The organism is Romboutsia lituseburensis DSM 797, assembly GCF_900103615.1.
Taxonomy (GTDB): Bacteria; Bacillota; Clostridia; order Peptostreptococcales; family Peptostreptococcaceae; genus Romboutsia_F; species Romboutsia_F lituseburensis.
The window spans coordinates 1-23,294 of sequence record NZ_FNGW01000015.1 but is presented as its reverse complement, the minus strand read 5'-3'; the positions used below and the strand labels follow the sequence as shown (position 1 = coordinate 23,294).

Sequence of the window (23,294 nt, the reverse complement as noted above, 5' to 3'; positions counted from 1 at the left end):
CAAAAAAGTTGCCTAAAATTATATGATTTTTTAATCTTAGACAACTCTTCATTGTTTTATTTTATAATTTCTAATTGTTTATATAGAGCTACTCCTTTTTGGTAGTATTCTAGTTCTTTTTCCTTAGATATATCTGAATATAATTGACCTAAATCTAGGTACAATCCAGCAAGTATATCAGAATTTCCTAATTCTGATATTATTTTTGTACATTTTGTTAGGTATTCTATTGCTAATGTATTTTCATTTTGAATTTTATGCATATTAGAATATAGCTTTAATGCTTGATATTCATTGAACTTATTTTTAGATTTGATAGAGCTTGCTAAAGCTATTTTTCAATATTTTTTAGCTGACTCATAATCTTCATTTTCTATATATGCTTCAATTATTTTATATAAGCTATTAGCAGCTGTTAAATCATCATCATTTTTCTTTATATCGTAAGCCTTATGAGAGTATTCTAAAACTCCATCTATATCTCCTAGCTCTTTGTATATTTCACTTATAGTCATATATACATTAGCAATTCCAGATTTATTTTCTTCTATTTCAAGTAATTCTAATGCTTTTTTAAAGTTTTCTTTAGCATTATCATATTTTCCTATATTTAAAAGGTTCTTAGCTTTTAAAACTAATACTTCTACTTCTTCTTGGATATTATTTGTGCTATCGATTTCTTCTATTTTAGATATATATTCTAAAGACTTTTCAGACTCTCCTAGTTTGACATGACAGTAAGCCATGTTACTATATAAATCTTTGTGTACGTCTAAATCTTCGATTTGACTTTCTGATAAAACTTCTTCCGCAAAATCAAAATGACTTATTGCACCTTTGTAAAACTCTTCTTTAACGTAAATCTTCCCTATGTTTAGATAACACTTAAATATATTTTCTTTGTCATTGTTTTTTATAAAGTAGTATAAAGCTTTTTCAAAGTTATTAACTACAAGATTATAGTTTTCTCTCTTTAAATTTATAGTCCCTAATAAAAAATTACATTTACCATAGTTATCTATTAATCTATAATCTTTGCATATTTGTATAACTTGATTTATTAACTGCTCTGCTTTATCTAATTCATTTGATTTAATATAAATTTCACTTTGTAATATTAAATTGTCCGTTATCTTTTTAGATTGCATTTCTTTGGTTTCTAGTAAATAATCTATACTCACATCCAATTTTTCTGATAAGTAATCTAGCAACTCATAACTTGTATGAGATTTATCTCTTTCTATATGACTTATTTGAGCAGCAGTAATTCTATCACCAGCTAATTCTTTTAAAGTCATATTTTTTTCTTTCCTTAACTTTTTGATTTTCTCTCCTAAACTTAGAATATCCATGCCACTTTCCCCCTTGAAACCATTTTCTTATAATATGATTATAACTTATATTTATATTAAAAACACTATATATTTTGTAGTATTTTAACTATTCTTGTAACCTTGATTATTTTTTAACATTTTTTAAATGTTTTTTTTATACATTTGAGGATATTTTTTTATATTTTTTAGAAATTAAAATCATTTTATAAAAAAAATAAAACAAGATTCAAATTTTCAGTTAATTTAAATCTTGCTTTATTAAAATTAATTGTTTTTTTCAATTTCTTTTAAAGCTTTAACAGCTTCATCTATATCTTTTTTAGTATTAAAATAACCTAAACTAAATCTTACTGCGCCTTGCTCTATAGTTCCAAGTGTTTTGTGAGCTAAAGGAGCACAGTGTATTCCTGATCTAGTAGCTATATTGTATTCACTATCTAGTAAAAATGTTATTTCACCAGAGTCTATCTTAGGAATATTTATAGATATAACTGCTGCTCTTTTCTTACTATCTTTTGGACCGTAAATAACTATATTTGGTACTTCCCTAAGTCTATCTAGCATATATTGACATAGCTCTTCTTCATGAGCTCTTATGTTGTCTATTCCTGTTTCTAATATAAACTTTACACCTTCATTTAATCCTACTATTCCTGGTGTGTTATGTGTACCTGATTCATACTTATCTGGAGTCAAGTCTGGTTGGAATAAATCTTCTGATCTACTTCCTGTACCACCTTCTTTTAATATATCTACATTTAAATCTTCTTTTATATAAAGTATTCCAGTACCCTGAGGACCTAATAAACATTTATGGCCTGGAGCAGCTATCATATCTACATTAATATCCTTAACATTTATATCATAAACTCCTACAGTTTGAGAAGCATCAACTAAATATAATATATTTTTTTCTTTAGCTATTTCTCCAATTGATTTTATGTCCACTATCGTCCCTACCACATTTGATGCATGTGTAGTAACTATTAACTTTGTATTTTTCTTTATTGCATTTTTTATATCATCTGGATTTAAAAATCCATCTTTATCGCACTCAACTATGGTATTTTCTATGCCATCTTTTTCTAAAGACTTTATCGGTCTTATTACTGAATTATGTTCCATACTTGTAGTTATAATGTGGTCTCCCTTTTTAACTACACCTTTGATAGCTAGATTTAATGAATCCGTAGCATTATTTGTAAATACTATAGTCATAGGATTATCTATATTAAATAACTTTGCTATATTTTCTCTTGCATCATATATTTCCCTTGCTGCTCTCATTGCTAATTTATGACCAGCTCTTCCTGGATTTGCACAATAATTTTTCATACAATCTAGTACAGCGTCATATACTTTTTCAGGTTTAGGATATGTAGTTGCAGCATTGTCTAAGTAAATCATATAAAGTTTCCTCTCTATGCTTCATTTTCTTCTAAAAGCATCGATACTATATTGTTTAAATCATCTTCATTGTAATATTCTATTTCAATTTTTCCTTTTTTCTTACCTTTAGATATATTTACTTTTGTTCCAAATACATTTGTTAGCTTTTCTTCTACATCTACTATAAATATATCTTTTTCTTTTACAGATGATTTTTTATTATTTAAATCAGTATTTTCTTCTACTATCTTTTTAGCTAATCTTTCTGTTTCTCTAACTGATAGCTCTTCTTCTTTAACTTTATTTGCTAACTCTAATTGTTTTTCTAAGTCTGATACTCTAAGTAATGCTTTACCATGTCCTGCTGTTAATTGACCATGTTCTATCATCACTATTATATTTTCACCTAAATTTAACAACCTCAAAGTATTAGTTATATGAGGTCTACTTTTTCCGACAGCTTCAGAAATTTCTTCTTGAGTTACCTGATAATGTTCTATTAAGCTTCTGTATGCTAATGCTTCTTCTATAGCATTTAAGTCTTCTCTTTGTAAGTTCTCTATAAGTGCTATTTCCATTATATCCTTCATAGGTATATCTTTTATAACAGCTGGTATATCTTTTTGTTTAGCCATCTTCGATGCTCTATATCTTCTTTCACCTGCTATTATCATGTATCTACCATCTTCATCTGGTTTAACAACTATAGGTTGTAATACTCCATAATGTTTTATAGATTCACAAAGTACATGTATCTTTTCTTCATCAAATACTTTTCTTGGTTGAGTATCATTTGGATATACTTTACTTAAATCTAATCTTACGATTTCTTTACTATCTATATCATCTTTAGTGTCAGGTATCAATGCACTAAGACCTCTACCTAACCTATTTGTTCTTTTAGGTGATTTTTTTTCCATATTATATTATATCCTCCTCTAAATCTATGAACTCTTCAGCTAGTTCCATATATGCTTCTGCCCCTTTACATCTAGCATCATAATAAAGTGCTGGTTTACCATGGCTTGGTGCTTCTGCTAATCTAACATTTCTTGGGATTAATGTTGTATATACACTTCCTTTAAAATATTTCTTAACTTCTTCTACTACCTGTATTGATAAATTAGCTCTTCCATCAAACATACTTAATACAACGCCTTGTATGTCTATATTGGGATTAAGTCTAGATTTAACTAACTTTATAGTTTCCATAAGCTGACTAACACCTTCTAATGCATAATACTCACATTGTATTGGTATCAATACACTGTCTACTGCTGTAAGACAGTTTATAGTAAGCATTCCTAGTGAAGGAGGACAATCTATAAATATATAGTCATATTCTTGCCTTACACTTTCAATTGCATTCTTTAATATAAACTCTCTATTTTCCATAGATGTAAGTTCTATCTCTGCTCCAGATAATTCAGTAGCAGATGCTACTACATCTATATTTTCAAATTCTGTTTTTAAAATAGCTTCTTTTATTTCAACCCCATCTAGCATTACTTCATAAATAGTACTTTCTACTTCGTTTTTGTTTATTCCATATCCACTTGTTGAGTTGCCTTGTGGATCCAAATCTAATACTAATACTTTTTTCCCTATTTTCCCTATACTTGCACTTAAATTTACATTTGTCGTAGTTTTCCCTACTCCACCTTTTTGATTGAACACAGCTATAACTTTGCTCATAAGACTTCCCCCTTTTGTCTCTTTTAAAAAAGGTTACTGCGAAGCAGTAACCTTTTATTTTTTAGGAATCTTTACAACAACTTCCATATAATCGCCTTTATCTACTTCGTTATATTTTGCCTCAATTCCTGTTCCTATTATTGCATCAAAGGCTTGCTTCATGGTATTTAAATAAATTCTTATACCCATCGTACCTTTTATATTTTGTTTTTTCTCTGGCTCTTGAGCGGCTTGTAATTCATCTAAAATGTCTTTTATCAACTTTTCAGTTTTCTTTACAGTTAGTTCATTTTTTATTACTTTGTCTACAACATCTTTCATTAGCTCTTCATTAGGTAACTTAAGAAGTGCTCTAGCATGTCTTTCAGTTAAATCATTTTCTACTAATTTTATTTTTATTTCATTTGGTAATCTCAATATTCTAAGTTTGTTAGCTATAGTAGATTGATTTTTCCCTAATTTTTCAGCTAATTGTTGCTGAGTAAATTCATGTTCCTTAATTAAATTTTCATAACCCATAGCTTCTTCTATAAAGTTTAAATCTTCTCTTTGTAAATTTTCTAACAATGCTAACACTGCTGAAGATTCATCTGACATATTATTTATAATCGCAGGAACTGATTTAAGTTGAGCTAATTTAGCCGCTCTAAATCTTCTTTCACCTGCAATAAGTTCATATTTATCATCTTTAACCCTAACTGTTATAGGTTGAAGTATTCCATAAACTTTTATAGAGTTGCTTAATTCTTCTAGCGCTGATTGCGAAAATACTTTTCTTGGTTGATATGGATTTGGAACTATATTTTCTATAGGTATCTCCATAACTCTTTTATCTTCCATAACATCCCTCTCTTATTAGATATAAATATATTTGAATTTCATTAACTACTTACAAATTAATACTACATTAGATACATATGAGTATAATATTTCTTCATATACTCACATAATCCTTCTATTTTATTTCATTTTTAGTATATTTTTAGCTATTTTATAGTATATATCTTATCTTTATTATACTAATTAGTTTTATTTTATAGGGCTTTTTGCAGGTTTTCCTGCTTTTCTCGGATATTTTTCTGGCGTATTTTTTACTTTTTTAAATACTAATATATTGTGCTTTAAATCAGTCTCTGGAAGCTCTATATCTATTTTTTCTACGAACTCTAACCCTAAAACTTCCATAGCAGATTTAGATTCTTCTAATTCTAAATTTGCGTTAGGACCTTTTAGACACACAAAATATCCTCCAACCTTAACGAATGGTACACAGAATTCCATTAATATAGGTAATCCAGCAACAGCTCTAGCAGTTGCTACATCATATTGTTCTCTATATTCTTCTAATTTCCCAAAATCTTCTGCTCTACCGTGTATAAATTCTACATTCTCTAATCCTAAGTTATTGCTTACTTCTTGTAAGAAATTTATCCTTTTATTTAATGAATCTAATAAAGTTAAGTTTATATTTTCTAAACAGATTTTTAATGGTAAACCAGGAAAACCAGCTCCTGTTCCAACATCTATTAATGATATTCCATCTTTTATATACCCGTTTTCAACTGATGAAACAGAATCTAAGAAGTGTTTTATAAACACTTCTTTTTCATCTTCTATCCCTGTAAGATTCATTTTTTGATTCCAATCGACTAATATTTCCCTGTAAATATTAAAATTGTCCAACATTTTGTCGTTAGCTTTTATTCCTAAATCTTCAAGACCTTTTCTTAATAATTCTCTATTAGTCATTTTGTCCTCCTCTACTTCTTCTCATTTGCTCTAAATAGATAAGAAGTACTGATATATCTGCAGGAGAAACTCCTGATATACGAGACGCTTGTCCAATAGATACAGGTCTTATAGAATCTAGCTTTTGTCTAGCTTCTATTCTTAATCCATCTATAGATAAGTAATCTATTTCATTTGGAAGTTTCTTATTCTCAAGTTTTTTAAATTGATCTATTTGCTTTAATTGCTTATCGATGTATCCTTCATACTTTGTCATTATAACGCATTGTTCTTTAACTTCTTCTGAAACATCTTCTCCAGCACCCTTTCCTATAGCTTCTATTAAGCTATATGTAACTTCAGGACGCTTTAAGAATTCATATAAAGATAATCCAACTTTTATTTCAGATGCACCTAATTCTTGTAAAAGATGATTTACTTCTTTTGGTGTAACTCTTTCTATCTTTAATCTTTCTAGCTCTTCTTCTACTTGCGATTTTTTATTTAAATATCTTTGGTATCTATCCTCTTTTACTAATCCTATTTCATAACCTCTCTCAGTAAGTCTCATATCTGCATTATCTTGTCTTAGATATAATCTGTATTCTGATCTTGAAGTCATCATTCTGTAAGGCTCATTAGTTCCTTTTGTTACTAAATCATCTATTAAAACACCTATATATGCTTCTGATCTATCAAGCACAAAAGGCTCTTTTCCTCCTATTTTGCATGCTGCATTTATACCAGCTATAAGACCTTGCGCTGCAGCTTCTTCATATCCTGAAGTACCGTTAAATTGACCAGCACTAAATAAGTTTTCTACACCTTTTATTTCAAGGTTTATTTTTAATTGAGTTGGGTCTATACAATCATATTCTATTGCATATGCAGGTCTCATTATTCTAGCATTTTCAAGTCCTTTGATACTCTTATACATTTGTAATTGTACTTCATAAGGTAAACTTGTTGATATACCTTGAATATACATTTCCTTAGTATCTAAACCTTCTGGCTCTATGAAAATTTGGTGTGATTCTTTATCACTGAATCTAACTACCTTATCTTCTATTGATGGACAATATCTTGCTCCTGTACTCTGTGCTACTCCACGATACATTGCAGTTCTATTTAAATTGCTAGTTATTATTTCATGTGTTTTTAAATTAGTTCTTGTTAAGTAACAAGGTTCCTGATCTATATCTACTTTATCTGTTAAGAATGAGAATGGAGTTATTCTTTCATCTCCTTCTTGGATAGACATTTCAGAAAAATCTATACTATCTCTATGGATTCTTGCTGGAGTACCAGTTTTGAATCTTCTCATATTTAAACCTAAGTCTACTAACTTATCTGTTAAATGTTTAGAATATCCTAACGCATTAGGACCTTCATCTAGAGTAGCCTCTCCTATAAATACTCTTGAATTTAAGTATACTCCTGTAGCTAATATTACAGCTTTAGCTTCATATTTGCAGCCTAACTTAGTTACTACACCTGTAACAACTTGTCCTTCATGTAATACATCTACTACTTCATCCATAACTATATCTAAGTTAGGTTCATTTTCTAAAGTTCTTTTCATTTCCGTATGATATCTGAACTTATCTGCTTGCCCTCTTAAAGAGTGAACAGCTGGACCTTTTGCAGTATTTAACATTCTACTTTGTATAAGTGTCTTATCTGCATTTACACCCATCTCTCCACCTAGTGCATCTATTTCTTTAACTAATTGTCCTTTTCCTGTACCACCTATTGATGGATTACATGGCATTAAGGCAATAGTATCTAAAGACATAGTAACTACTAATGTTTTATGTCCCATTCTAGCTGTTGCTAATGCTGCTTCACAACCAGCATGACCAGCTCCAACTACTATTACGTCGTATTTTCCTGCTTCGAAATTTATCATGTTAATATCCTTTCTGTTAAACATTAATGTTTCACGAAAAACATAATTCTTCTATTATTTACCTATACAGAAGTTACTAAATATTGTATCTAATAAGTCTTCTTTTACAGTATCTCCGTTTATATATCCTAAATAGTCCCATATATTTTTGAAATCAACTTCTATAAAATCATATGGTAAATTTTGTTCAATAGCGCTTATAGCATCATTTATAGATTCATATGCTCTTAATAATGCATCTTTATGTCTAGAATTTGTGATTACTAAACTTGAAGTATTTTTTATACTTCCTTTATAAACCATCGATTCTATTTTATCATGAATTTCTTCAATTCCTTCATGTTTTAAAGCTGATATTCTTATTATACTATCATTATCGACATATTGTCTTATTTTATCTTCCTCTATTTTCTGCTCTAAATCTGTTTTATTTAATAAAACTATAGTCTTTTTATTTTCTAAGTTTGCTAATATTTCTAAATCTTCATCAGAAAGCTGTCTTGATGAATCAAGTACCATAATCACTAAATCTGCTGAATTAAAAGATTCTTTAGATTTTTCTACCCCTATTTTTTCAACAACATCTTCTGTTTCTCTTATTCCAGCTGTATCTACTATTTTCAGAGGTATCCCTTTTATATTTACAAACTCTTCTATAACGTCTCTTGTTGTTCCTGGTATATCAGTAACTATAGCTCTATTTTCGCCTAATATAGAGTTTAGTAATGAAGATTTACCAACATTCGGCTTTCCTACTATAACTGTTTTTAATCCGTCTCTAAGTATCTTACCACTCTCAGCTGTATCATATAATTTCTTTATTTCATTTTTAAGTTCACGAGCTTTTTCTTCTAAAGTTTGATATGTTATTTCTTCAACATCTTCTTCCGAGAAGTCTATTGCAACTTCTAGATGAGCTAATACTTCTGTTACCTTCATTCTTAAATCTTTTATCTTATTAGATAAAGATCCTTCTAATTGATTTTGAGCAACTTCATGAGCCATATCTGTCTTCGCTTTTATAACATCTATTATGGCTTCGGCTTGAGATAGGTCTATTCTTCCATTTAAGAATGCTCTTTTTGTAAATTCTCCTTGCTCAGCAAGCCTTACATCCTTAGATAGTATAAGTTCCAATATTTTTTTTACAGATATAAATCCACCGTGGCAATTTATTTCTATAACATCTTCAGCTGTATATGAGTTTGGCCCTTTCATGTAAGCAACTAAAACTTCGTCTATTACTTTATCCCCATCTACAATATTTCCATATACCAAAGTTCTTGTTTTGTAATCTTTTATTAGTTTTCCCGACATAGATCTAAATATTTCTTCTGCAACTGATAGTGATCTTTCTCCACTAATTCTTATAATGCCAATACCACCTTCACCTGGTGCAGTTGCTATTGCTGCTATAGTATCATCTATAAACAAATCTATCACCTCTTATTATATAATTTCGTATTTTTTTTCGTTACTTTAATTGTTTCCTTAATCTTATCATTATATAAAATAATTGACAAAAATAAAACCCCCTATTACTATAGGAGGTTATGTTTTATCTTTTATATTCTATAACTAATCTTCTGTATGGATCAGTTCCTTCACTGTATGTAGTTACATATTTATCATTTTGAAGAGCAGAATGAACTATTCTTCTTTCATAAGGATTCATATAGTCTAATTTCTTTGTTTTTTTAGTCTTTGCTACTTCTCTAGCCACTTTATTTGCATATCTTACAAGAGATTCTTCTCTTTTTGATCTGTAGTTTTCTATATCTACAAGAACTCTCATGTGAGAGTCCTTATTTATTTTATTAAGTGCTAGTCCAGTTAAGAATTGTATAGAGTCTAATGTTTCTCCTCTTCTACCTATTAAACATGCTGCATCCTTACCTTCTATGTCTACTTTAATTAAATTGTTATCTTGAGTAACCTTTACTACAGCTTCTATTTTAGAGTTTTTTAGTATGCCTTCAACAAACTGTTGAGCTATTTCAAGTTCACTTAACTCTTTTTCTATTACTGTAAACTTATATAGCCCCTCTTTTGCACCTATAAATCCTAAAAATCCAGATTTAGGTTGCTCTAAAACTTGAACATTTAAGTCTTCTAAACTTACCTTTAACTCTGTTATAGCTTTGCTTACAGCTTCATCTTGAGTTTTACTTCTTATTTCTAGGCTTGCTATCATTTATTACTTCCTCCTTAGAATTAGCCAGCTTAGCTCTTAGAGGATTCATTACTAAATAATGTTGAGCTATAGAGAATAAGTTACCTACAGTCCAATATAATGTAAGACCTGCTGGGAACATGAACCCCCAATATAACATCATTGCAGACATTACATAAGTCATAATTTTCATAGATCCTTGTTGTTGGTCTTTTGGCATCATTAACATTTGCATTATAAATGTTGTTGCACCTGATATTATAGCTAATATGTAATCTGGCTTTGTTAAATTCTGTACCCATAAAAATACCATATCGGCATTAGCAAAAGCAGCTTTATCTGCGAAAACTCCCCACGCTACAGGATCTCTTAATACATTATAAAGTCCTATTAATATAGGGAATTGTATTAATAATGGTAAACATCCTGCTAACGGATTTATTTTTGCTTCTTTATATAAATTCATTATTTCTTGTTGTTGCTTTTCTGGTTTATCTTTATATTTTTGTTGTATTTCTTGCATCTTAGGCTGTATATCTTGCATAGCCTTAGTTGATTTCGTTTGTTTTATTGTAAGAGGTAACAATAATACCTTTACAAAAATTGTAAATAATATAATTGATAGTCCATAGTTCTGAACAAATTCAACTATTATTTTTAGCACCTGTCCTAATAAATTACTTATAATGCTCAATTTTTATACCTCCTAGAGTATATTGTCTTTTATTTTAGAGGATCATAGCCCCCCGGATGAAAGGGATGACATTTTGATACTCGTCTTATCGTTAAATACATACCTTTTATTAATCCATATTTCCTAAAGGCCTCTATTGAATATTGAGAACAAGTCGGATAAAATCTACAGGTAGGTCCTTTTAACGGAGATATAAATTTTTGATAGAATCTAACTAAACAAATACATAATTTCGCCAAGTATCTATTCATTTCCTTTAATATAAAATTTATTTTTCCCAAAATCAAGGCCTCCATGCTAAAACTATTATTGTTCTTGCAATTTAATATTGGCTTTTCTAGCTAAATGATTTAAAGACTTTTCGATATCTTTATATTCTACATCTTTGCTAGATACCCTAGCTATAAGTACTATATCGTATCCATTTTTAACGTTTTCATCTATATTTAATCTGTAAGCTTCTCTTATTCTTCTTCTTACTTTGTTTCTAACAATAGCTTTTCCAACCTTCTTAGAAACAGAAAATCCTACTCTACTAATATCTGATTTATTTTCCAGTATATACATTACTAAATGCTTATTTGCAAAAGATTTGCCGTGTTTGTATACTTTTCTAAAATCAGAGTCTTTTTTCAAGCCTTTTGTTTTATTAAAGTCCATCTTAAACCCTCCGTAAACACAGCTTATAAATTATAGTTTCTACACAAAAAGGCCACTTTCACAGCGGCCTTTTTAATTATTAATGAGTTAATCTATTTCTTCCTTTAGCTCTTCTTCTTCTTAACACGTTTCTTCCGTTAGACGTCTTCATTCTCTTTCTGAAACCATGTTCTTTCTTTCTTTGTCTTTTCTTTGGCTGATAAGTTCTTTTCATTTATTACACCGCCTTTCAGATTTTTTTTCCGTTTATAAAAATAATAACTTTACCCTCAAAGTAAACATAACACATACAATTATAAATGCTTTTATATTTGTTGTCAACGAGTTTTTGGACATGCTAAACAACAAAATTACTTACCTTATATTACATATATTTAACCAGAATATATATAAATAGAAATATTCTTAGCATTAGTTATCAACATAGCTCATTTCATGTCATTTTTTGATTATATACAAATGATTGATTTTGCTATTGTGTATTAATTTATCAACAGCTATGTAATATTGTGGATAAATTAAGTATAAAATATTGAAGTTTGCCACTTATTCTGATATTATTAATATACTTGTTGATAATGTTAATAAGAAATATTAACTTATTAAGGTTATTCACAAGCTGTGGATATAAATGTGTATAACTTATATGTATTTCGCTAATACTTTAGTTATAAACTACATTTATTATATATTGATACTATTTATAACTTTATATACATATTGTTTATATCTTTTTACTTTTTGAGAATAATTTGTGTTATTAGTATTTTATCCACACGATTATCCATAAATATAGTTATTATTTAAAAAACTTATATTTTTTTTGCTTTTTTGTTAATAACTTTGTGGAAAATGTTAATTATTCTGTTCGGAGGTTTATATTATGGATATAGTTTCTTTATGGGACAAAACACTACAATTAATCAAAGGCGAGTTATCTCCGCCTAGTTTTAATGCTTTTTTTAAGCAAATAGTACCTTTAAAAATATACATGAGTGATTTAATACTTTTAGTACCCAATGATTTCACTAAGAGTATTTTAGAGGATAGATACTTAAATCTAATAGAAAGCTCAGTAAATCAGCTATCATTAAAAAAATACAAAGTAAAATTCGTTTTAAGTGAAAAAGATGTAGAAGGCTTAGATGAAGAAAATAAGCTAACAAAGTCCAAAAGCAGTTATCCTAATTTAAATCCTAAATATACTTTTGATACTTTTGTTATAGGTAATAGTAATAGATTTGCTCACGCTGCATGCGTTGCAGTTGCTGAATCTCCAGCTAAAGCATACAATCCTCTTTTCTTATATGGAGGTGTTGGATTAGGAAAAACTCACTTAATGCATGCCATTGGTCATCATATAATGACTCAAAAAAAAGATCCAAAGGTTGTTTATGTTTCTTCAGAGAAGTTTACTAACGAGCTTATAAACTCGATAAAAGACGATAGAAATGAAGAATTTAGAAATAAATATAGAAACGTAGACATTTTACTTATAGATGATATTCAATTTATAGCAGGAAAAGAAAGAACTCAAGAAGAGTTTTTCCATACTTTTAATTCATTACATGAAGCAAATAAGCAAATAATAATTTCTAGTGATAGACCACCAAAAGAAATTCCAACACTAGAAGATAGATTAAGATCTAGATTTGAAATGGGGCTTATAACTGATATACAAGCACCAGACTTTGAAACTAGAATAGCTATACTTAGAAAAAAAGCTCAAATGGAAAACATAGAAGTTTCTAACGAAGTTACTACTTATATAGCTAAAAATATTAAATCAAATATAAGAGAATTAGAAGGCGCTTTAACTAGAGTAATAGCTTATTCATCTCTTACTAATAGAAATATATCTTTTGAATTAGCTGCTGAAGCACTAAAAGATATAATAACTACTACGAAAACAGAAGAAATAACTGTAAATCGTATAAAAGAAAAGATTGCGACTGTATTTGATTTAAAAATGGAAGATTTCAATTCTAAGAAAAGAACTAGATCAATAGCTTATCCAAGACAAATAGCCATGTATTTATCTCGTGAACTTACAGACTTATCTTTACCAAAAATAGGAGAAGAGTTTGGAGGACGTGATCATACAACAGTTATTCATGCCCACGATAAGATAATTAAAGATATACAAGCAAATGAAGAAATAAAAATGAAAATAGATAAGATAATATCAGATTTAAAGGGATAATTTATAAACAATTGTCTGTGGATATGGTGTTAATAGAGGTGTGTGTATTTTTTTGTCTAAAAAATATTAACAAAATATCCTTTTTAAACTAACAAAGATATCAACAACTTATAAACATGTTGATATCTTTGGTGCTATTACGTTTGAGATGGTTATTCACATTATCAACAACACCTACTACTATTACTACTAATATTTTTTATTATTTTTTTATATATATGTCGCGAGGAGGTTATCCACATTGAAAATAATTTGTAATCAAAAACTTTTAGCTAATAAAATAGGTATTTCTCAAAAAGCTATTAATGGAAAAACTACTTTAGAGCTTTTAAAAGGTATTTTATTATCAGCAAAAGGTGATCAATTAACATTAACTGGATATGATTTAGAAATAGGAATAGAAACTTATACACAAGCAGAGGTAATTCAAGAAGGAGAAATAGTAGTAAATGCTAGACTTTTTGGGGATATTATTAGAAAGTTACCTGATTCATTTGTAGAAATAGAAACTGATGATGAAAATAATGTTTATATAAATTGTGTAAACTCGAGATTTAAAATAAAAGGAGATTCAGCAAAAGAGTTTCCTAAATTACCAGAAGTAAATAAAGAGGATTTATACAATATTCCTCAAGATTTATTAAAAAATATGATAAAGCAAACTGTATTTGCTATATCTCAAGATCAAACAAAACCTGTATTAATGGGTGAACTTTTAGAAATAGTAGATGGTGATATAAGCTTAGTAGCAATAGATGGATATAGACTTGCAGTAAGAAGTTGCCAAGTTGATAATATGATAAATAATGCAAAAGTTATAATACCAGGTAAAGCTCTAACTGATGTAAATAGCTTATTATCATCAGAAGAAGATGTAAAAGTTGGATTTGATGAAAAAAATGCAATATTTATAATTAATGACACTAAAATAATAACAAGACTTTTAGAAGGTGAATTTATAGATTATAAAAAATTATTGCCGAGAGAGCACAATTCAAGAGTTAAATTAAATACAAAAGAATTGTTAAATAGTATAGAAAGAGCATCTTTACTATCTCAATCAGAAAAAAATAACTTAATCAAACTATCAATTAGAGATAATGCTATGGCTATAACTTCTAATACAGACAAAGGAAATGTTTATGAAGAAGTTTCTTTAGAATTAGAAGGAGATTACTTAGATATTGCATTTAACTCTAGATATTTCTTAGAGGGGTTAAAAAATATCGATAGTGAAGAAATATTTATAGAATTTACAACAAATGTAAATCCTTGCATAATAAAACCGGTGGATGGAGTTAAGTATACATACTTATTACTTCCAGTAAGAATATCATCAAATATATAATTATTACAGACAAAGGGAGTGTCAAAAAAATGATTGTTAAATCATCTTAAAGCACTCTCTTTTCTTTTAATACATGTAATTATAAGGCGTTTATGATATAATATATTTTTAGTGATTAGTTAAAATATAGCTAAAACTATCAAATTAGGAGGATAAAAATGATTGAAATAACTATAGATTCAGAATATATAAAATTAGATCAATTTCTAAAGTTAGCAGATTTAGCTTCGACAGGAGGACATGCTAAGTTTTTAATATTAGAAGGTTTAGTAAAGGTTAATGGAGAAGTTGAAACTAGAAGAGGTAAAAAATTAAGACCTCAAGATATCGTAGAAGTTGAAGGAAATAAAATAAAAGTAGTGTAAAAAGGAGAGCCTTTTATGCGACTAAATAGTTTGCAATTAGTGAATTTTAGGAACTATGACAATTTATATCTAGAATTCAACAAAAAAGTTAATCTTCTTGTAGGAAAAAATGGCCAAGGAAAGACGAATATAGTAGAATCTATATATATGCTATCTTTTGGAAAATCATTTAGAACTAGCAAAGATAAGGAGATTGTAAAATTTGAAACTGAGAATCTTTATGTTGGAGGTAATTTTTCGAAAGAGCATACAAATGGTCTAATTGAAGTAGCTATTGGCAAGAATAAAAAAGGTATAAAAGTAAATAAAATTCACATACAAAAAATCTATGAACTGCTTGGAAATATAAACGTTGTAATTTTTTCGCCAGAAGACTTAAGGCTAGTTAAAGAAGGTCCTAAAGAGCGTAGGTCATTTATAGACAAGGAAATCAGTCAAATTATGCCTAAATACTATAATTATCTAACTAATTATAATAAAATTTTATTTCAAAGGAATCAGCTTCTTAAGAGTAAAAATGTAGATAGTGCATTGCTTGATGTTTATGATGAAAGCCTAGCTAAATATGGGAGTTATATATATATACTTAGAAGAGATTTTATAAAAAAAATCGCAAATATATCAAAAAATTTACATGAAAAGTTAACTGGAGGAATTGAGGAATTATCAATTACATATAAAAATCAACTAAATATATGTGATGAAGATACAACTTCAACAGTTTACAACAAATTTATAGAAAAGCTAATGTCTAACAGAGAACATGATATCGAAACAAGAACTACAAGATATGGATTACATAAAGATGACCTAAATATCTATATAAATGGATTAGATGTGAGATTGTATGGATCTCAAGGACAACAAAGAACAGCTTCAATTTCATTAAAATTATCGGAGATAGAGCTGATAAATAATGAAGTTGGAGAGTATCCAATATTAATATTAGACGATGTTTTTAGTGAGTTAGATGAAACGAGACAAAAGCTTTTGGTAGACAATTTAAATGTAGTTCAGATGTTTATTACAACAGCTGAAATTGCACATAAAAATATATTTGATAAAAGTAACACGACTATTTTCAATATAGAAAGTGGACATGTTATAAACATAGAGAATGGAGGGAACTAGATGAAACAAGAATACGGTGCAAGTCAGATACAAGTCCTAGAAGGATTAGAAGCAGTTAGAAAAAGACCTGGTATGTACATAGGTTCAACTGGACCTAGAGGTTTACATCATTTAGTTTATGAGGTAGTAGACAACAGTATAGATGAGGCACTACAAGGATACTGTTCAGAAATATATATATCTATAAATGAAGATGGAAGTATCTTAGTAAAAGATAATGGTAGAGGTATACCCGTAGAAGTTCATCCTCAAACTGGAAAATCTACTTTAGAAACAGTTTTAACAGTTCTTCACGCAGGAGGAAAATTCGGTGGAGGAGGATACAAAGTATCTGGAGGTCTTCACGGAGTTGGGGTTTCTGTTGTTAATGCTTTATCTAAGTGGTTAGTAGCAGAGGTTTCTAGAAATGGAAAAATATACAGACAAACTTATGAAAAAGGAATACCTGTAACTGAACTTGAAATTGTAGGAGAATCTACTCATACAGGAACAGTAACAAAATTTATGCCTGATGAAACAATTTTTGAAGAAACTGAATTTAAATATGAAACTTTAGAGCATAGACTTAGAGAGTTAGCTTTCTTAAATAAAGGAATTAAAATTGTATTTGAGGACAAAAGAGAAGAGAGTCCAAAAATAAAAGAGTTCCATTACACAGGTGGATTAGTTGAATATGTTAAGTATTTAAATAAGTCTAGAACTGGGATACATGATGATATAGTTTATATAGATAAAAAAGTGAAAGATTGTGTAGTTGAGCTAGCTATGCAATATACTGATGGATATACAGAGAACATATATTCTTTCGCAAATAATATAAACACTCATGAAGGTGGATCTCACTTAGCTGGATTTAGGACTGCTATAACTAAAACTATAAATGAATACGCAAAAAGAAATAAGTTATTAAAAGAAAGCGACCCTAACTTAATAGGTGAAGATATAAGAGAAGGACTTACGGCTGTAGTATCAGTTAAGCTTCCTGAGCCTCAATTCGAAGGTCAAACAAAGACTAAGCTAGGAAACACTGAAATGAGAGGGATGGTTGATAGCGTAACAGTAGAAGAGCTAGGATCATTCTTAGAAGAAAATCCAACTACAGCTAGAATCATAGTTGATAAAGGTCTTAGAGCTCAAAGGGCAAGAGAAGCAGCAAAGAGAGCAAGAGAATTAACTAGAAGAAAGAGTGTATTAGAAAGTACATCATTACCAGGGAAATTAGCTGACTGTGCTGAGAAAGATCCTGCTAAGAGTGAAATATTCTTAGTCGAAGGGGATTCTGCCGGTGGTTCAGCTAAACAAGGTAGAGATAGACATTCACAAGCAATATTACCATTAAGAGGGAAAATACTTAATGTTGAAAAATCTAGATTAGATAAAATATTATCATCTGATGAAATAAAGAATATGATAACTGCATACGGATGTGGAGTAGGTAATGACTTTGATATAGAAAAAGCAAGATATCATAAAATAGTAATAATGACCGATGCCGATGTCGATGGAGCACATATAAGAACTTTACTTTTAACATTCTTCTTCAGATATATGAGACCTCTTATAGAAAATGGATATGTGTATGTTGCGCAACCACCTCTATACAAGGTTAAGAAGCAAAAGAAAGAACATTATGTTTACTCTGATAAGCAATTAGAAGATTTATTAGAACAAATTGGAAGACAAGGTGTAGAGCTTCAAAGATACAAAGGGCTAGGAGAGATGAATGCTGAGCAGTTATGGGATACAACAATGAACCCAGAAACAAGAACATTATTACAAGTATCTATAGATGATGCTGCAATGGCAGATGAAGTATTCTCAATGCTTATGGGAGATAAAGTTGGCCCAAGAAAAGAATTTATTGAAACAAATGCAAAATACGTTAAAAACTTAGATATATAGGAAAGGGGATGAGTATAAATGGAAGAAAATAATAGAATACTCCCTTTAGAGATAGCGGATGAAATGAAAAAATCGTATATGGATTATGCGATGAGCGTTATAGCTGGTCGTGCTCTTCCTGATGTTAGAGACGGTCTTAAACCAGTTCATAGAAGAATATTATATTCAATGAGTGAATTAAATTTAACTCCTGATAAACCTTATAGAAAGTCTGCCCGTATAGTTGGGGACGTTCTGGGGAAATACCACCCACATGGAGACACTGCTGTTTATTTTGCAATGGTAAGAATGGCTCAAGATTTCTCAACTAGAGGACTTTTAGTTGATGGGCATGGTAACTTTGGTTCTGTAGATGGTGACTCACCAGCCGCAATGCGTTACACAGAAGCAAAAATGAGTAAATTATCTCTTGAATTATTAAGAGATATAGAGAAAGAGACAGTAGACTTTATACCAAACTTCGATGAATCATTAAAGGAGCCATCTGTACTACCATCAAGATATCCAAACCTTTTAGTAAATGGATCTAATGGTATAGCTGTTGGTATGGCAACTAGTATACCACCTCATAACTTAGCTGAAGTTATAGATGCGGCAATATATTTAATTGATAATGAAGATTGTACAGTAGAAGATTTAATGCAATATATAACAGGACCAGACTTCCCAACATCTGCAATAATAATGGGTAAGGAAAATATAGCAAATGCATATAGAACTGGTAGAGGTAAAGTTAAAGTTAGAGCAAGAGCATATATAGAAGAGCTTCCTAAAGGAAAACAGCAAATAATTGTTACAGAGATACCATATCAAGTAAATAAGGCTAGATTAGTTGAAAAAATAGCTGACTTAGTTAAAGATAAGAAAATTGAAGGAATCTCAGATCTAAGAGATGAGAGTAACAGAAATGGTATGAGAATTGTTATAGAACTTAAGAGAGATGTTAATGCTAATATAGTATTAAATAATCTTTATAAACATTCTCAGATGGAAGACACATTTAGTATAATAATGCTTTGTTTAGTTGATGGACAACCAAGAGTATTAAATCTTAAACAAATGCTGTATTACTATGTAAAACATCAAAAAGATGTTGTAACTAGAAGAACTAAGTTTGAATTAAATAAAGCAGAAGCAAGAGCTCATATATTAGAAGGATTAAGAATAGCGTTAGATAATATAGATGCAGTAATAAGTTTAATAAGAGCATCTAAGACTACTCAAGAAGCTAAGGCAGGACTTATGGAAAAGTTTGGATTGAGTGAAGTTCAAGCTCAAGCAATCTTAGATATGAGACTTCAAAGACTTACTGGATTAGAAAGAGATAAGATAGAAGCTGAATATGAAGAGCTTATAAAGAAAATAAATAGATTAAAAGAAATATTAGCAAATGAAAGATTACTTCTTAATGTAATAAAACAAGAAATGTTAATAATAAAAGAAAATCATGCTGATGAAAGAAGAACAGAAATAAGACATGCTGAAGGTGAGATAGATGTAAAAGATCTTATCGAAGAGGAAGAAATAGCTATAACTCTTACTCATTTTGGATACATAAAGAGAGTTCCAGCGGATACTTATAAGAGTCAAAATAGGGGTGGAAGAGGTATATCTGCTCTTACAACAAGAGAAGAAGACTTCGTAAAACATCTCGTAACAACAACGACTCACAGTAGATTATTGTTCTTTACAAACAAAGGTAGAGTATTTAGATTAAATGCTTATGAAATACCTGAAGGAAAGAGACAAGCTAAGGGAACAGCTATAGTAAACTTACTTCAATTAGGACCTAATGAAAAAATAGCAACTCTAATAGCAATAGATGAAGCTCGTGAAAATGAATATTTATTATTAGCAACTAAAAACGGTATAGTTAAGAAAACTAAGCGTGAAGAGTTTAGAAATATAAATAAATCGGGGCTTATAGCTATAGGGCTAAGAGAAGACGATGAACTTATAGGCGTTAAGTTAACAAATGGAGAGAAAGAAGTACTTCTAGTAACTAAAGGCGGTATGTCTATTAAGTTTGATGAAAATGATATAAGACATATGGGTAGAACTGCTATGGGAGTAAAAGGTATAACATTAGCTAAAGATGATAAAGTAGTTTCTGTAAGCTTATGTGATGAAGGTACAGACTTATTAGTGGTAAGTGAAAATGGATTTGGTAAGAGAACAGATATAGACGAGTATAGAATACAAATTAGAGCCGGTAAAGGTATAAAAACTTATAACATCTCTGAAAAAACAGGAGAGCTTGTAGGTGCTGAAATGGTAAATGAAGATGATGAAATGATGATAATAAACTCAGATGGAGTTCTTATAAGACTAAGAGTTAATGAAATATCATTATTTGGAAGAGTAACAAGCGGAGTTAAGTTAATGAAAACTAACGACGAAGTTAATGTTGTTTCTATTGCTAAAATAAATATAGAAGAAGAATAGGATTTTATCCTATTCTTTTTCCATAATTTAGTACCTAAAGTACGAAAGGAGTTTAGATTATGAGTAGCAGAAAAGGGAAATATTTATTATTAGGAGCATTCTTAGGATTTATAGCAGGTCTATTCTTTGCACCAAAAAAAGGTTCTGAATTAAGAAAAGATGCTAAGGAAAAGATAGAAGATGTAAAAGATAATCCAAGAGAAGTTTTACAAGAAACATTTGATGGAGTTAAAGAAAAGATAAATACTATCATAGATGATAATTTTATAGATGATAATATAAATATATGTGAAGATGAAATAGTTATAAGTAGAACTTTTGAAGATGAAGGAGATACTAATTAATGGATGCAATGGGATGGCAAATAGGGGCTGTTTTAATAGGTGCATCAGCATTAATTGTAGCTATATACATAGGTAGATTATTAAATAGCACTACAAAAGTAGTAGAGAAAGCTTATAAAATAATAGATTACAATGAAAGGCATATTCATGACACTATAGAAAATGTTGCATCTATTACAAGAAACACAGAAGAAATTACGGATGTTGTAACTAAAATTACAAGTATAACTAAAGTATTTAAATTTTTCAAAAGATAAAGGATACTACGAGGAGGCTTATAAATGTCAATAAATATAAATTCTAAGTTAGATAGTCAAAATAATTTTTGGGATATTGCTTTAGAAGGAGAGTTAGATGTTTCTACAGCAGATAAATTAAAAGAACACTTACATAAGTTAGCAGAAGAAGAGATAGTTGATATGAAAATTAATCTTACTAACTTAGATTACATAGATTCTACGGGATTAGGTGTAATGATAGGAGTTCTTAAAAAATTAAAAATAGAAGACAAAGAAATATACATATTAAATCCTAAGAGCAATGTTAGGAAAATTTTTACTATAACAGGTCTAGATAAAATATTTAAAGTGGAGGGATAGGCTTTGACTTGTGAAACAATTAAAATGGAAATAACTTCAAATCCTGAATATGTAGGAATTATAAGATTAACAACTTCAGGTATAGCAAATAAAATAGGTTTTTCAATAGACGATATAGAAGATATGAAGGTAGCAGTATCAGAGGCATGTACTAATGCTATAAAGCATAGTAATGATGATATTTTCTATATAACGTATACAATGCTAGAAAATGGATTGACTATAGAGATATCTGATAAGGGAGAGGGATATAATATCGAAAATATTCCACAACCAGATTTAGAAAACCCAAAAGAGAATGGATTAGGATTATTTATAATACAAACACTAATGGATGATGTTTCTATTGAGTCTATAGAAAATCAAGGGACAACAATAAAAATGACTAAATATTTAGGAGTTGATAATTAATGAAGAATGTAGCTAATGCTACTAATTACCTAGATATAGATACAAAGGAATTGTTCAGACTATACAGTAGTGATAAGAGCAATAAAGATATCAGAGATATTCTTATAGAAAGGCATCTGTATTTAGTAAACTTGCTAGCAAAGAAGTATATAAATAAAGGTGTAGAGTTTGATGATATATATCAGGTAGCTTCGTTAGCATTAATATATGCAATAGATAGATACGATATAGAAAAAGGATATGAATTTTCTAGTTTTGCAACTCCTACTATAATAGGTGAAATAAAAAAATACTTTAGAGACAAGGTATGGACACTTAGAGTGCCAAGACGTATCCAAGAGTTAAGTAAAAAGATAAGCGAAGCGAAAGTTATATTAGAACAAAAAAATAAAAAACACCCAAAAGTAAAAGATATTGCAAATTATATAGGATGTACAGAAGAAGATGTATTAGAGGCTATGGAAGCATCATACGGTTATCAACCTATTTCTTTAGATTCATCTAATAATGATGATTCAGAAGACAAAGATATAACACTTATAGACAAAATTGGTAAAGAGGAAAGTAGCTTTGGTAATATAGAGCAAATGGATTTTGTAAATAAGTTTATTGAAAATTTAAATGAATTAGAAGTTAAAATATTTAAAGATAGATTCTTCTTAGATAAAACACAATCGGCGATAGCAAAGGAATTAGACATATCTCAAATGACTGTTTCAAGGCTAGAAAGAAAGATTGTAGAGAAGCTTAGAAAAGAATACGAAAAAAACTTATAAAAAATTAATAAAAACTATTGACCTACTGTTAATTATATAGTATATTATTACTTGTCCTTAAGAAAAAGGATAACGAAATAAAAAACAACTTGTAGAAAAATGTTGACAAAGCTTGAATGATTTGTTAAACTAAAGAAGTTGTTAGAAAATGAACTTTGAAAATTAAACAGTAGGTTAATTTATAGAAA

Annotated in this window: 25 protein-coding genes; 11 read left to right on the top strand and 14 right to left on the bottom strand. The window is 29.2% G+C overall.

All coding sequences use genetic code 11. The annotated features are described in order from the left end of the window. Positions 1 to 56 precede the first annotated feature (56 nt). The 14 genes from BLP75_RS18535 to rpmH form a co-directional block, all read right to left on the bottom strand. A complete protein-coding gene (locus BLP75_RS18535) occupies positions 57 to 263 on the bottom strand; it encodes a hypothetical protein (protein WP_278335063.1) in 207 nt (68 codons plus the stop codon). Between the two features lie 75 nt (positions 264 to 338). Beyond that, positions 339 to 1,352, bottom strand: a complete 1,014-nt coding sequence (locus BLP75_RS17175) for a helix-turn-helix domain-containing protein (RefSeq protein WP_278335062.1) — start codon at positions 1,350 to 1,352, stop codon at positions 339 to 341. Positions 1,353 to 1,598: 246 nt separating this feature from the next. Then, complete coding sequence (locus tag BLP75_RS17170) at positions 1,599 to 2,741, bottom strand: aminotransferase class V-fold PLP-dependent enzyme (RefSeq protein WP_092727774.1); 1,143 nt, start codon at positions 2,739 to 2,741, stop codon at positions 1,599 to 1,601. A gap of 14 nt (positions 2,742 to 2,755) precedes the next feature. Beyond that, on the bottom strand, positions 2,756 to 3,643 hold the full coding sequence (locus BLP75_RS17165; RefSeq protein WP_092727773.1) for a ParB/RepB/Spo0J family partition protein: 888 nt from the start codon (positions 3,641 to 3,643) through the stop codon (positions 2,756 to 2,758). A 1-nt stretch (position 3,644) separates the two neighbouring features. Further along, positions 3,645 to 4,418: a ParA family protein gene (locus tag BLP75_RS17160; protein WP_092727772.1), complete on the bottom strand. Its 774-nt coding sequence runs from the start codon at positions 4,416 to 4,418 to the stop codon at positions 3,645 to 3,647. Positions 4,419 to 4,472: 54 nt separating this feature from the next. Next, on the bottom strand, positions 4,473 to 5,258 hold the full coding sequence (noc, locus tag BLP75_RS17155) for a nucleoid occlusion protein (protein ID WP_092727771.1): 786 nt from the start codon (positions 5,256 to 5,258) through the stop codon (positions 4,473 to 4,475). A gap of 189 nt (positions 5,259 to 5,447) precedes the next feature. Further along, positions 5,448 to 6,167, bottom strand: coding sequence for a 16S rRNA (guanine(527)-N(7))-methyltransferase RsmG (gene rsmG / locus BLP75_RS17150; RefSeq protein WP_092727770.1), 720 nt, complete (start codon positions 6,165 to 6,167; stop codon positions 5,448 to 5,450). Further along, on the bottom strand, positions 6,160 to 8,055 hold the full coding sequence (gene mnmG / locus BLP75_RS17145) for a tRNA uridine-5-carboxymethylaminomethyl(34) synthesis enzyme MnmG (protein ID WP_092727769.1): 1,896 nt from the start codon (positions 8,053 to 8,055) through the stop codon (positions 6,160 to 6,162). The genes rsmG and mnmG overlap by 8 nt, the downstream gene beginning before the upstream one ends. Before the next feature lie 54 nt (positions 8,056 to 8,109). Beyond that, positions 8,110 to 9,489, bottom strand: a complete 1,380-nt coding sequence (gene mnmE / locus BLP75_RS17140; protein ID WP_092727768.1) for a tRNA uridine-5-carboxymethylaminomethyl(34) synthesis GTPase MnmE — start codon at positions 9,487 to 9,489, stop codon at positions 8,110 to 8,112. Between the two features lie 124 nt (positions 9,490 to 9,613). Further along, on the bottom strand, positions 9,614 to 10,249 hold the full coding sequence (gene jag / locus BLP75_RS17135; RefSeq protein ID WP_092727767.1) for an RNA-binding cell elongation regulator Jag/EloR: 636 nt from the start codon (positions 10,247 to 10,249) through the stop codon (positions 9,614 to 9,616). Beyond that, entirely contained in the window at positions 10,221 to 10,922 is a 702-nt protein-coding gene (locus BLP75_RS17130) for a YidC/Oxa1 family membrane protein insertase (protein ID WP_092727766.1), read from the bottom strand. The genes jag and BLP75_RS17130 overlap by 29 nt, the downstream gene beginning before the upstream one ends. A gap of 29 nt (positions 10,923 to 10,951) precedes the next feature. After that, positions 10,952 to 11,173 (bottom strand): membrane protein insertion efficiency factor YidD, encoded by a 222-nt coding sequence (gene yidD / locus BLP75_RS17125; protein WP_207645443.1) that lies wholly within the window; start codon positions 11,171 to 11,173, stop codon positions 10,952 to 10,954. Positions 11,174 to 11,228: 55 nt separating this feature from the next. Continuing rightward, complete coding sequence (gene rnpA, locus BLP75_RS17120; RefSeq protein WP_092727764.1) at positions 11,229 to 11,582, bottom strand: ribonuclease P protein component; 354 nt, start codon at positions 11,580 to 11,582, stop codon at positions 11,229 to 11,231. Positions 11,583 to 11,661: 79 nt separating this feature from the next. Then, entirely contained in the window at positions 11,662 to 11,796 is a 135-nt protein-coding gene (gene rpmH / locus BLP75_RS17115; RefSeq protein ID WP_042277507.1) for a 50S ribosomal protein L34, read from the bottom strand. A gap of 669 nt (positions 11,797 to 12,465) precedes the next feature. On the opposite strand from rpmH, the gene dnaA reads away from it, so the two are divergent. The 11 genes from dnaA to BLP75_RS17060 all read left to right on the top strand — a co-directional run bounded on the left by dnaA (position 12,466) and on the right by BLP75_RS17060 (position 23,106). Then, positions 12,466 to 13,785 (top strand): chromosomal replication initiator protein DnaA, encoded by a 1,320-nt coding sequence (gene dnaA, locus BLP75_RS17110; RefSeq protein ID WP_092727763.1) that lies wholly within the window; start codon positions 12,466 to 12,468, stop codon positions 13,783 to 13,785. A 241-nt stretch (positions 13,786 to 14,026) separates the two neighbouring features. Continuing rightward, positions 14,027 to 15,133 (top strand): DNA polymerase III subunit beta, encoded by a 1,107-nt coding sequence (dnaN, locus tag BLP75_RS17105; RefSeq protein ID WP_092727762.1) that lies wholly within the window; start codon positions 14,027 to 14,029, stop codon positions 15,131 to 15,133. A gap of 158 nt (positions 15,134 to 15,291) precedes the next feature. Further along, the gene (gene yaaA, locus BLP75_RS17100) at positions 15,292 to 15,498 is read left to right on the top strand and encodes a S4 domain-containing protein YaaA (RefSeq protein ID WP_092727761.1); all 207 of its coding nucleotides are present in this window, start codon (positions 15,292 to 15,294) and stop codon (positions 15,496 to 15,498) included. A gap of 15 nt (positions 15,499 to 15,513) precedes the next feature. Next, positions 15,514 to 16,629 carry a DNA replication/repair protein RecF gene (recF, locus tag BLP75_RS17095; RefSeq protein WP_092727760.1) on the top strand — a complete coding sequence of 372 codons (1,116 nt, stop codon included), beginning with the start codon at positions 15,514 to 15,516 and terminating at the stop codon, positions 16,627 to 16,629. Next, a complete protein-coding gene (gyrB, locus tag BLP75_RS17090) occupies positions 16,630 to 18,531 on the top strand; it encodes a DNA topoisomerase (ATP-hydrolyzing) subunit B (RefSeq protein WP_092727759.1) in 1,902 nt (633 codons plus the stop codon). 18 nt (positions 18,532 to 18,549) lie between these two features. Then, a complete protein-coding gene (gyrA, locus tag BLP75_RS17085; RefSeq protein WP_092727758.1) occupies positions 18,550 to 20,976 on the top strand; it encodes a DNA gyrase subunit A in 2,427 nt (808 codons plus the stop codon). 59 nt (positions 20,977 to 21,035) lie between these two features. Beyond that, on the top strand, positions 21,036 to 21,320 hold the full coding sequence (locus BLP75_RS17080) for a YtxH domain-containing protein (RefSeq protein WP_092727757.1): 285 nt from the start codon (positions 21,036 to 21,038) through the stop codon (positions 21,318 to 21,320). Further along, on the top strand, positions 21,320 to 21,577 hold the full coding sequence (locus tag BLP75_RS17075; RefSeq protein ID WP_092727756.1) for a hypothetical protein: 258 nt from the start codon (positions 21,320 to 21,322) through the stop codon (positions 21,575 to 21,577). The genes BLP75_RS17080 and BLP75_RS17075 overlap by 1 nt, the downstream gene beginning before the upstream one ends. 24 nt (positions 21,578 to 21,601) lie before the next feature. Continuing rightward, the gene (locus tag BLP75_RS17070; RefSeq protein ID WP_170139205.1) at positions 21,602 to 21,919 is read left to right on the top strand and encodes an STAS domain-containing protein; all 318 of its coding nucleotides are present in this window, start codon (positions 21,602 to 21,604) and stop codon (positions 21,917 to 21,919) included. A 3-nt stretch (positions 21,920 to 21,922) separates the two neighbouring features. Next, the gene (locus BLP75_RS17065; RefSeq protein ID WP_242872458.1) at positions 21,923 to 22,330 is read left to right on the top strand and encodes an ATP-binding protein; all 408 of its coding nucleotides are present in this window, start codon (positions 21,923 to 21,925) and stop codon (positions 22,328 to 22,330) included. Next, positions 22,330 to 23,106, top strand: coding sequence for a SigB/SigF/SigG family RNA polymerase sigma factor (locus BLP75_RS17060; protein WP_092727755.1), 777 nt, complete (start codon positions 22,330 to 22,332; stop codon positions 23,104 to 23,106). The genes BLP75_RS17065 and BLP75_RS17060 overlap by 1 nt, the downstream gene beginning before the upstream one ends. Positions 23,107 to 23,294: the final 188 nt, after the last annotated feature.

Coding starts and splice junctions, on each gene's coding strand:
- BLP75_RS18535 (WP_278335063.1), bottom strand. CDS start 263: ATGCATAAAATTCAAAATGAAAATACATTAGCAATAGAATACCTAACA.
- BLP75_RS17175 (WP_278335062.1), bottom strand. CDS start 1,352: ATGGATATTCTAAGTTTAGGAGAGAAAATCAAAAAGTTAAGGAAAGAA.
- BLP75_RS17170 (WP_092727774.1), bottom strand. CDS start 2,741: ATGATTTACTTAGACAATGCTGCAACTACATATCCTAAACCTGAAAAA.
- BLP75_RS17165 (WP_092727773.1), bottom strand. CDS start 3,643: ATGGAAAAAAAATCACCTAAAAGAACAAATAGGTTAGGTAGAGGTCTT.
- BLP75_RS17160 (WP_092727772.1), bottom strand. CDS start 4,418: ATGAGCAAAGTTATAGCTGTGTTCAATCAAAAAGGTGGAGTAGGGAAA.
- noc (WP_092727771.1), bottom strand. CDS start 5,258: ATGGAAGATAAAAGAGTTATGGAGATACCTATAGAAAATATAGTTCCA.
- rsmG (WP_092727770.1), bottom strand. CDS start 6,167: ATGACTAATAGAGAATTATTAAGAAAAGGTCTTGAAGATTTAGGAATA.
- mnmG (WP_092727769.1), bottom strand. CDS start 8,055: ATGATAAATTTCGAAGCAGGAAAATACGACGTAATAGTAGTTGGAGCT.
- jag (WP_092727767.1), bottom strand. CDS start 10,249: ATGATAGCAAGCCTAGAAATAAGAAGTAAAACTCAAGATGAAGCTGTA.
- yidD (WP_207645443.1), bottom strand. CDS start 11,173: ATGAATAGATACTTGGCGAAATTATGTATTTGTTTAGTTAGATTCTAT.
- rnpA (WP_092727764.1), bottom strand. CDS start 11,582: ATGGACTTTAATAAAACAAAAGGCTTGAAAAAAGACTCTGATTTTAGA.
- rpmH (WP_042277507.1), bottom strand. CDS start 11,796: ATGAAAAGAACTTATCAGCCAAAGAAAAGACAAAGAAAGAAAGAACAT.
- dnaA (WP_092727763.1), top strand. CDS start 12,466: ATGGATATAGTTTCTTTATGGGACAAAACACTACAATTAATCAAAGGC.
- yaaA (WP_092727761.1), top strand. CDS start 15,292: ATGATTGAAATAACTATAGATTCAGAATATATAAAATTAGATCAATTT.
- recF (WP_092727760.1), top strand. CDS start 15,514: ATGCGACTAAATAGTTTGCAATTAGTGAATTTTAGGAACTATGACAAT.
- gyrB (WP_092727759.1), top strand. CDS start 16,630: ATGAAACAAGAATACGGTGCAAGTCAGATACAAGTCCTAGAAGGATTA.
- gyrA (WP_092727758.1), top strand. CDS start 18,550: ATGGAAGAAAATAATAGAATACTCCCTTTAGAGATAGCGGATGAAATG.
- BLP75_RS17080 (WP_092727757.1), top strand. CDS start 21,036: ATGAGTAGCAGAAAAGGGAAATATTTATTATTAGGAGCATTCTTAGGA.
- BLP75_RS17075 (WP_092727756.1), top strand. CDS start 21,320: ATGGATGCAATGGGATGGCAAATAGGGGCTGTTTTAATAGGTGCATCA.
- BLP75_RS17070 (WP_170139205.1), top strand. CDS start 21,602: ATGTCAATAAATATAAATTCTAAGTTAGATAGTCAAAATAATTTTTGG.
- BLP75_RS17060 (WP_092727755.1), top strand. CDS start 22,330: ATGAAGAATGTAGCTAATGCTACTAATTACCTAGATATAGATACAAAG.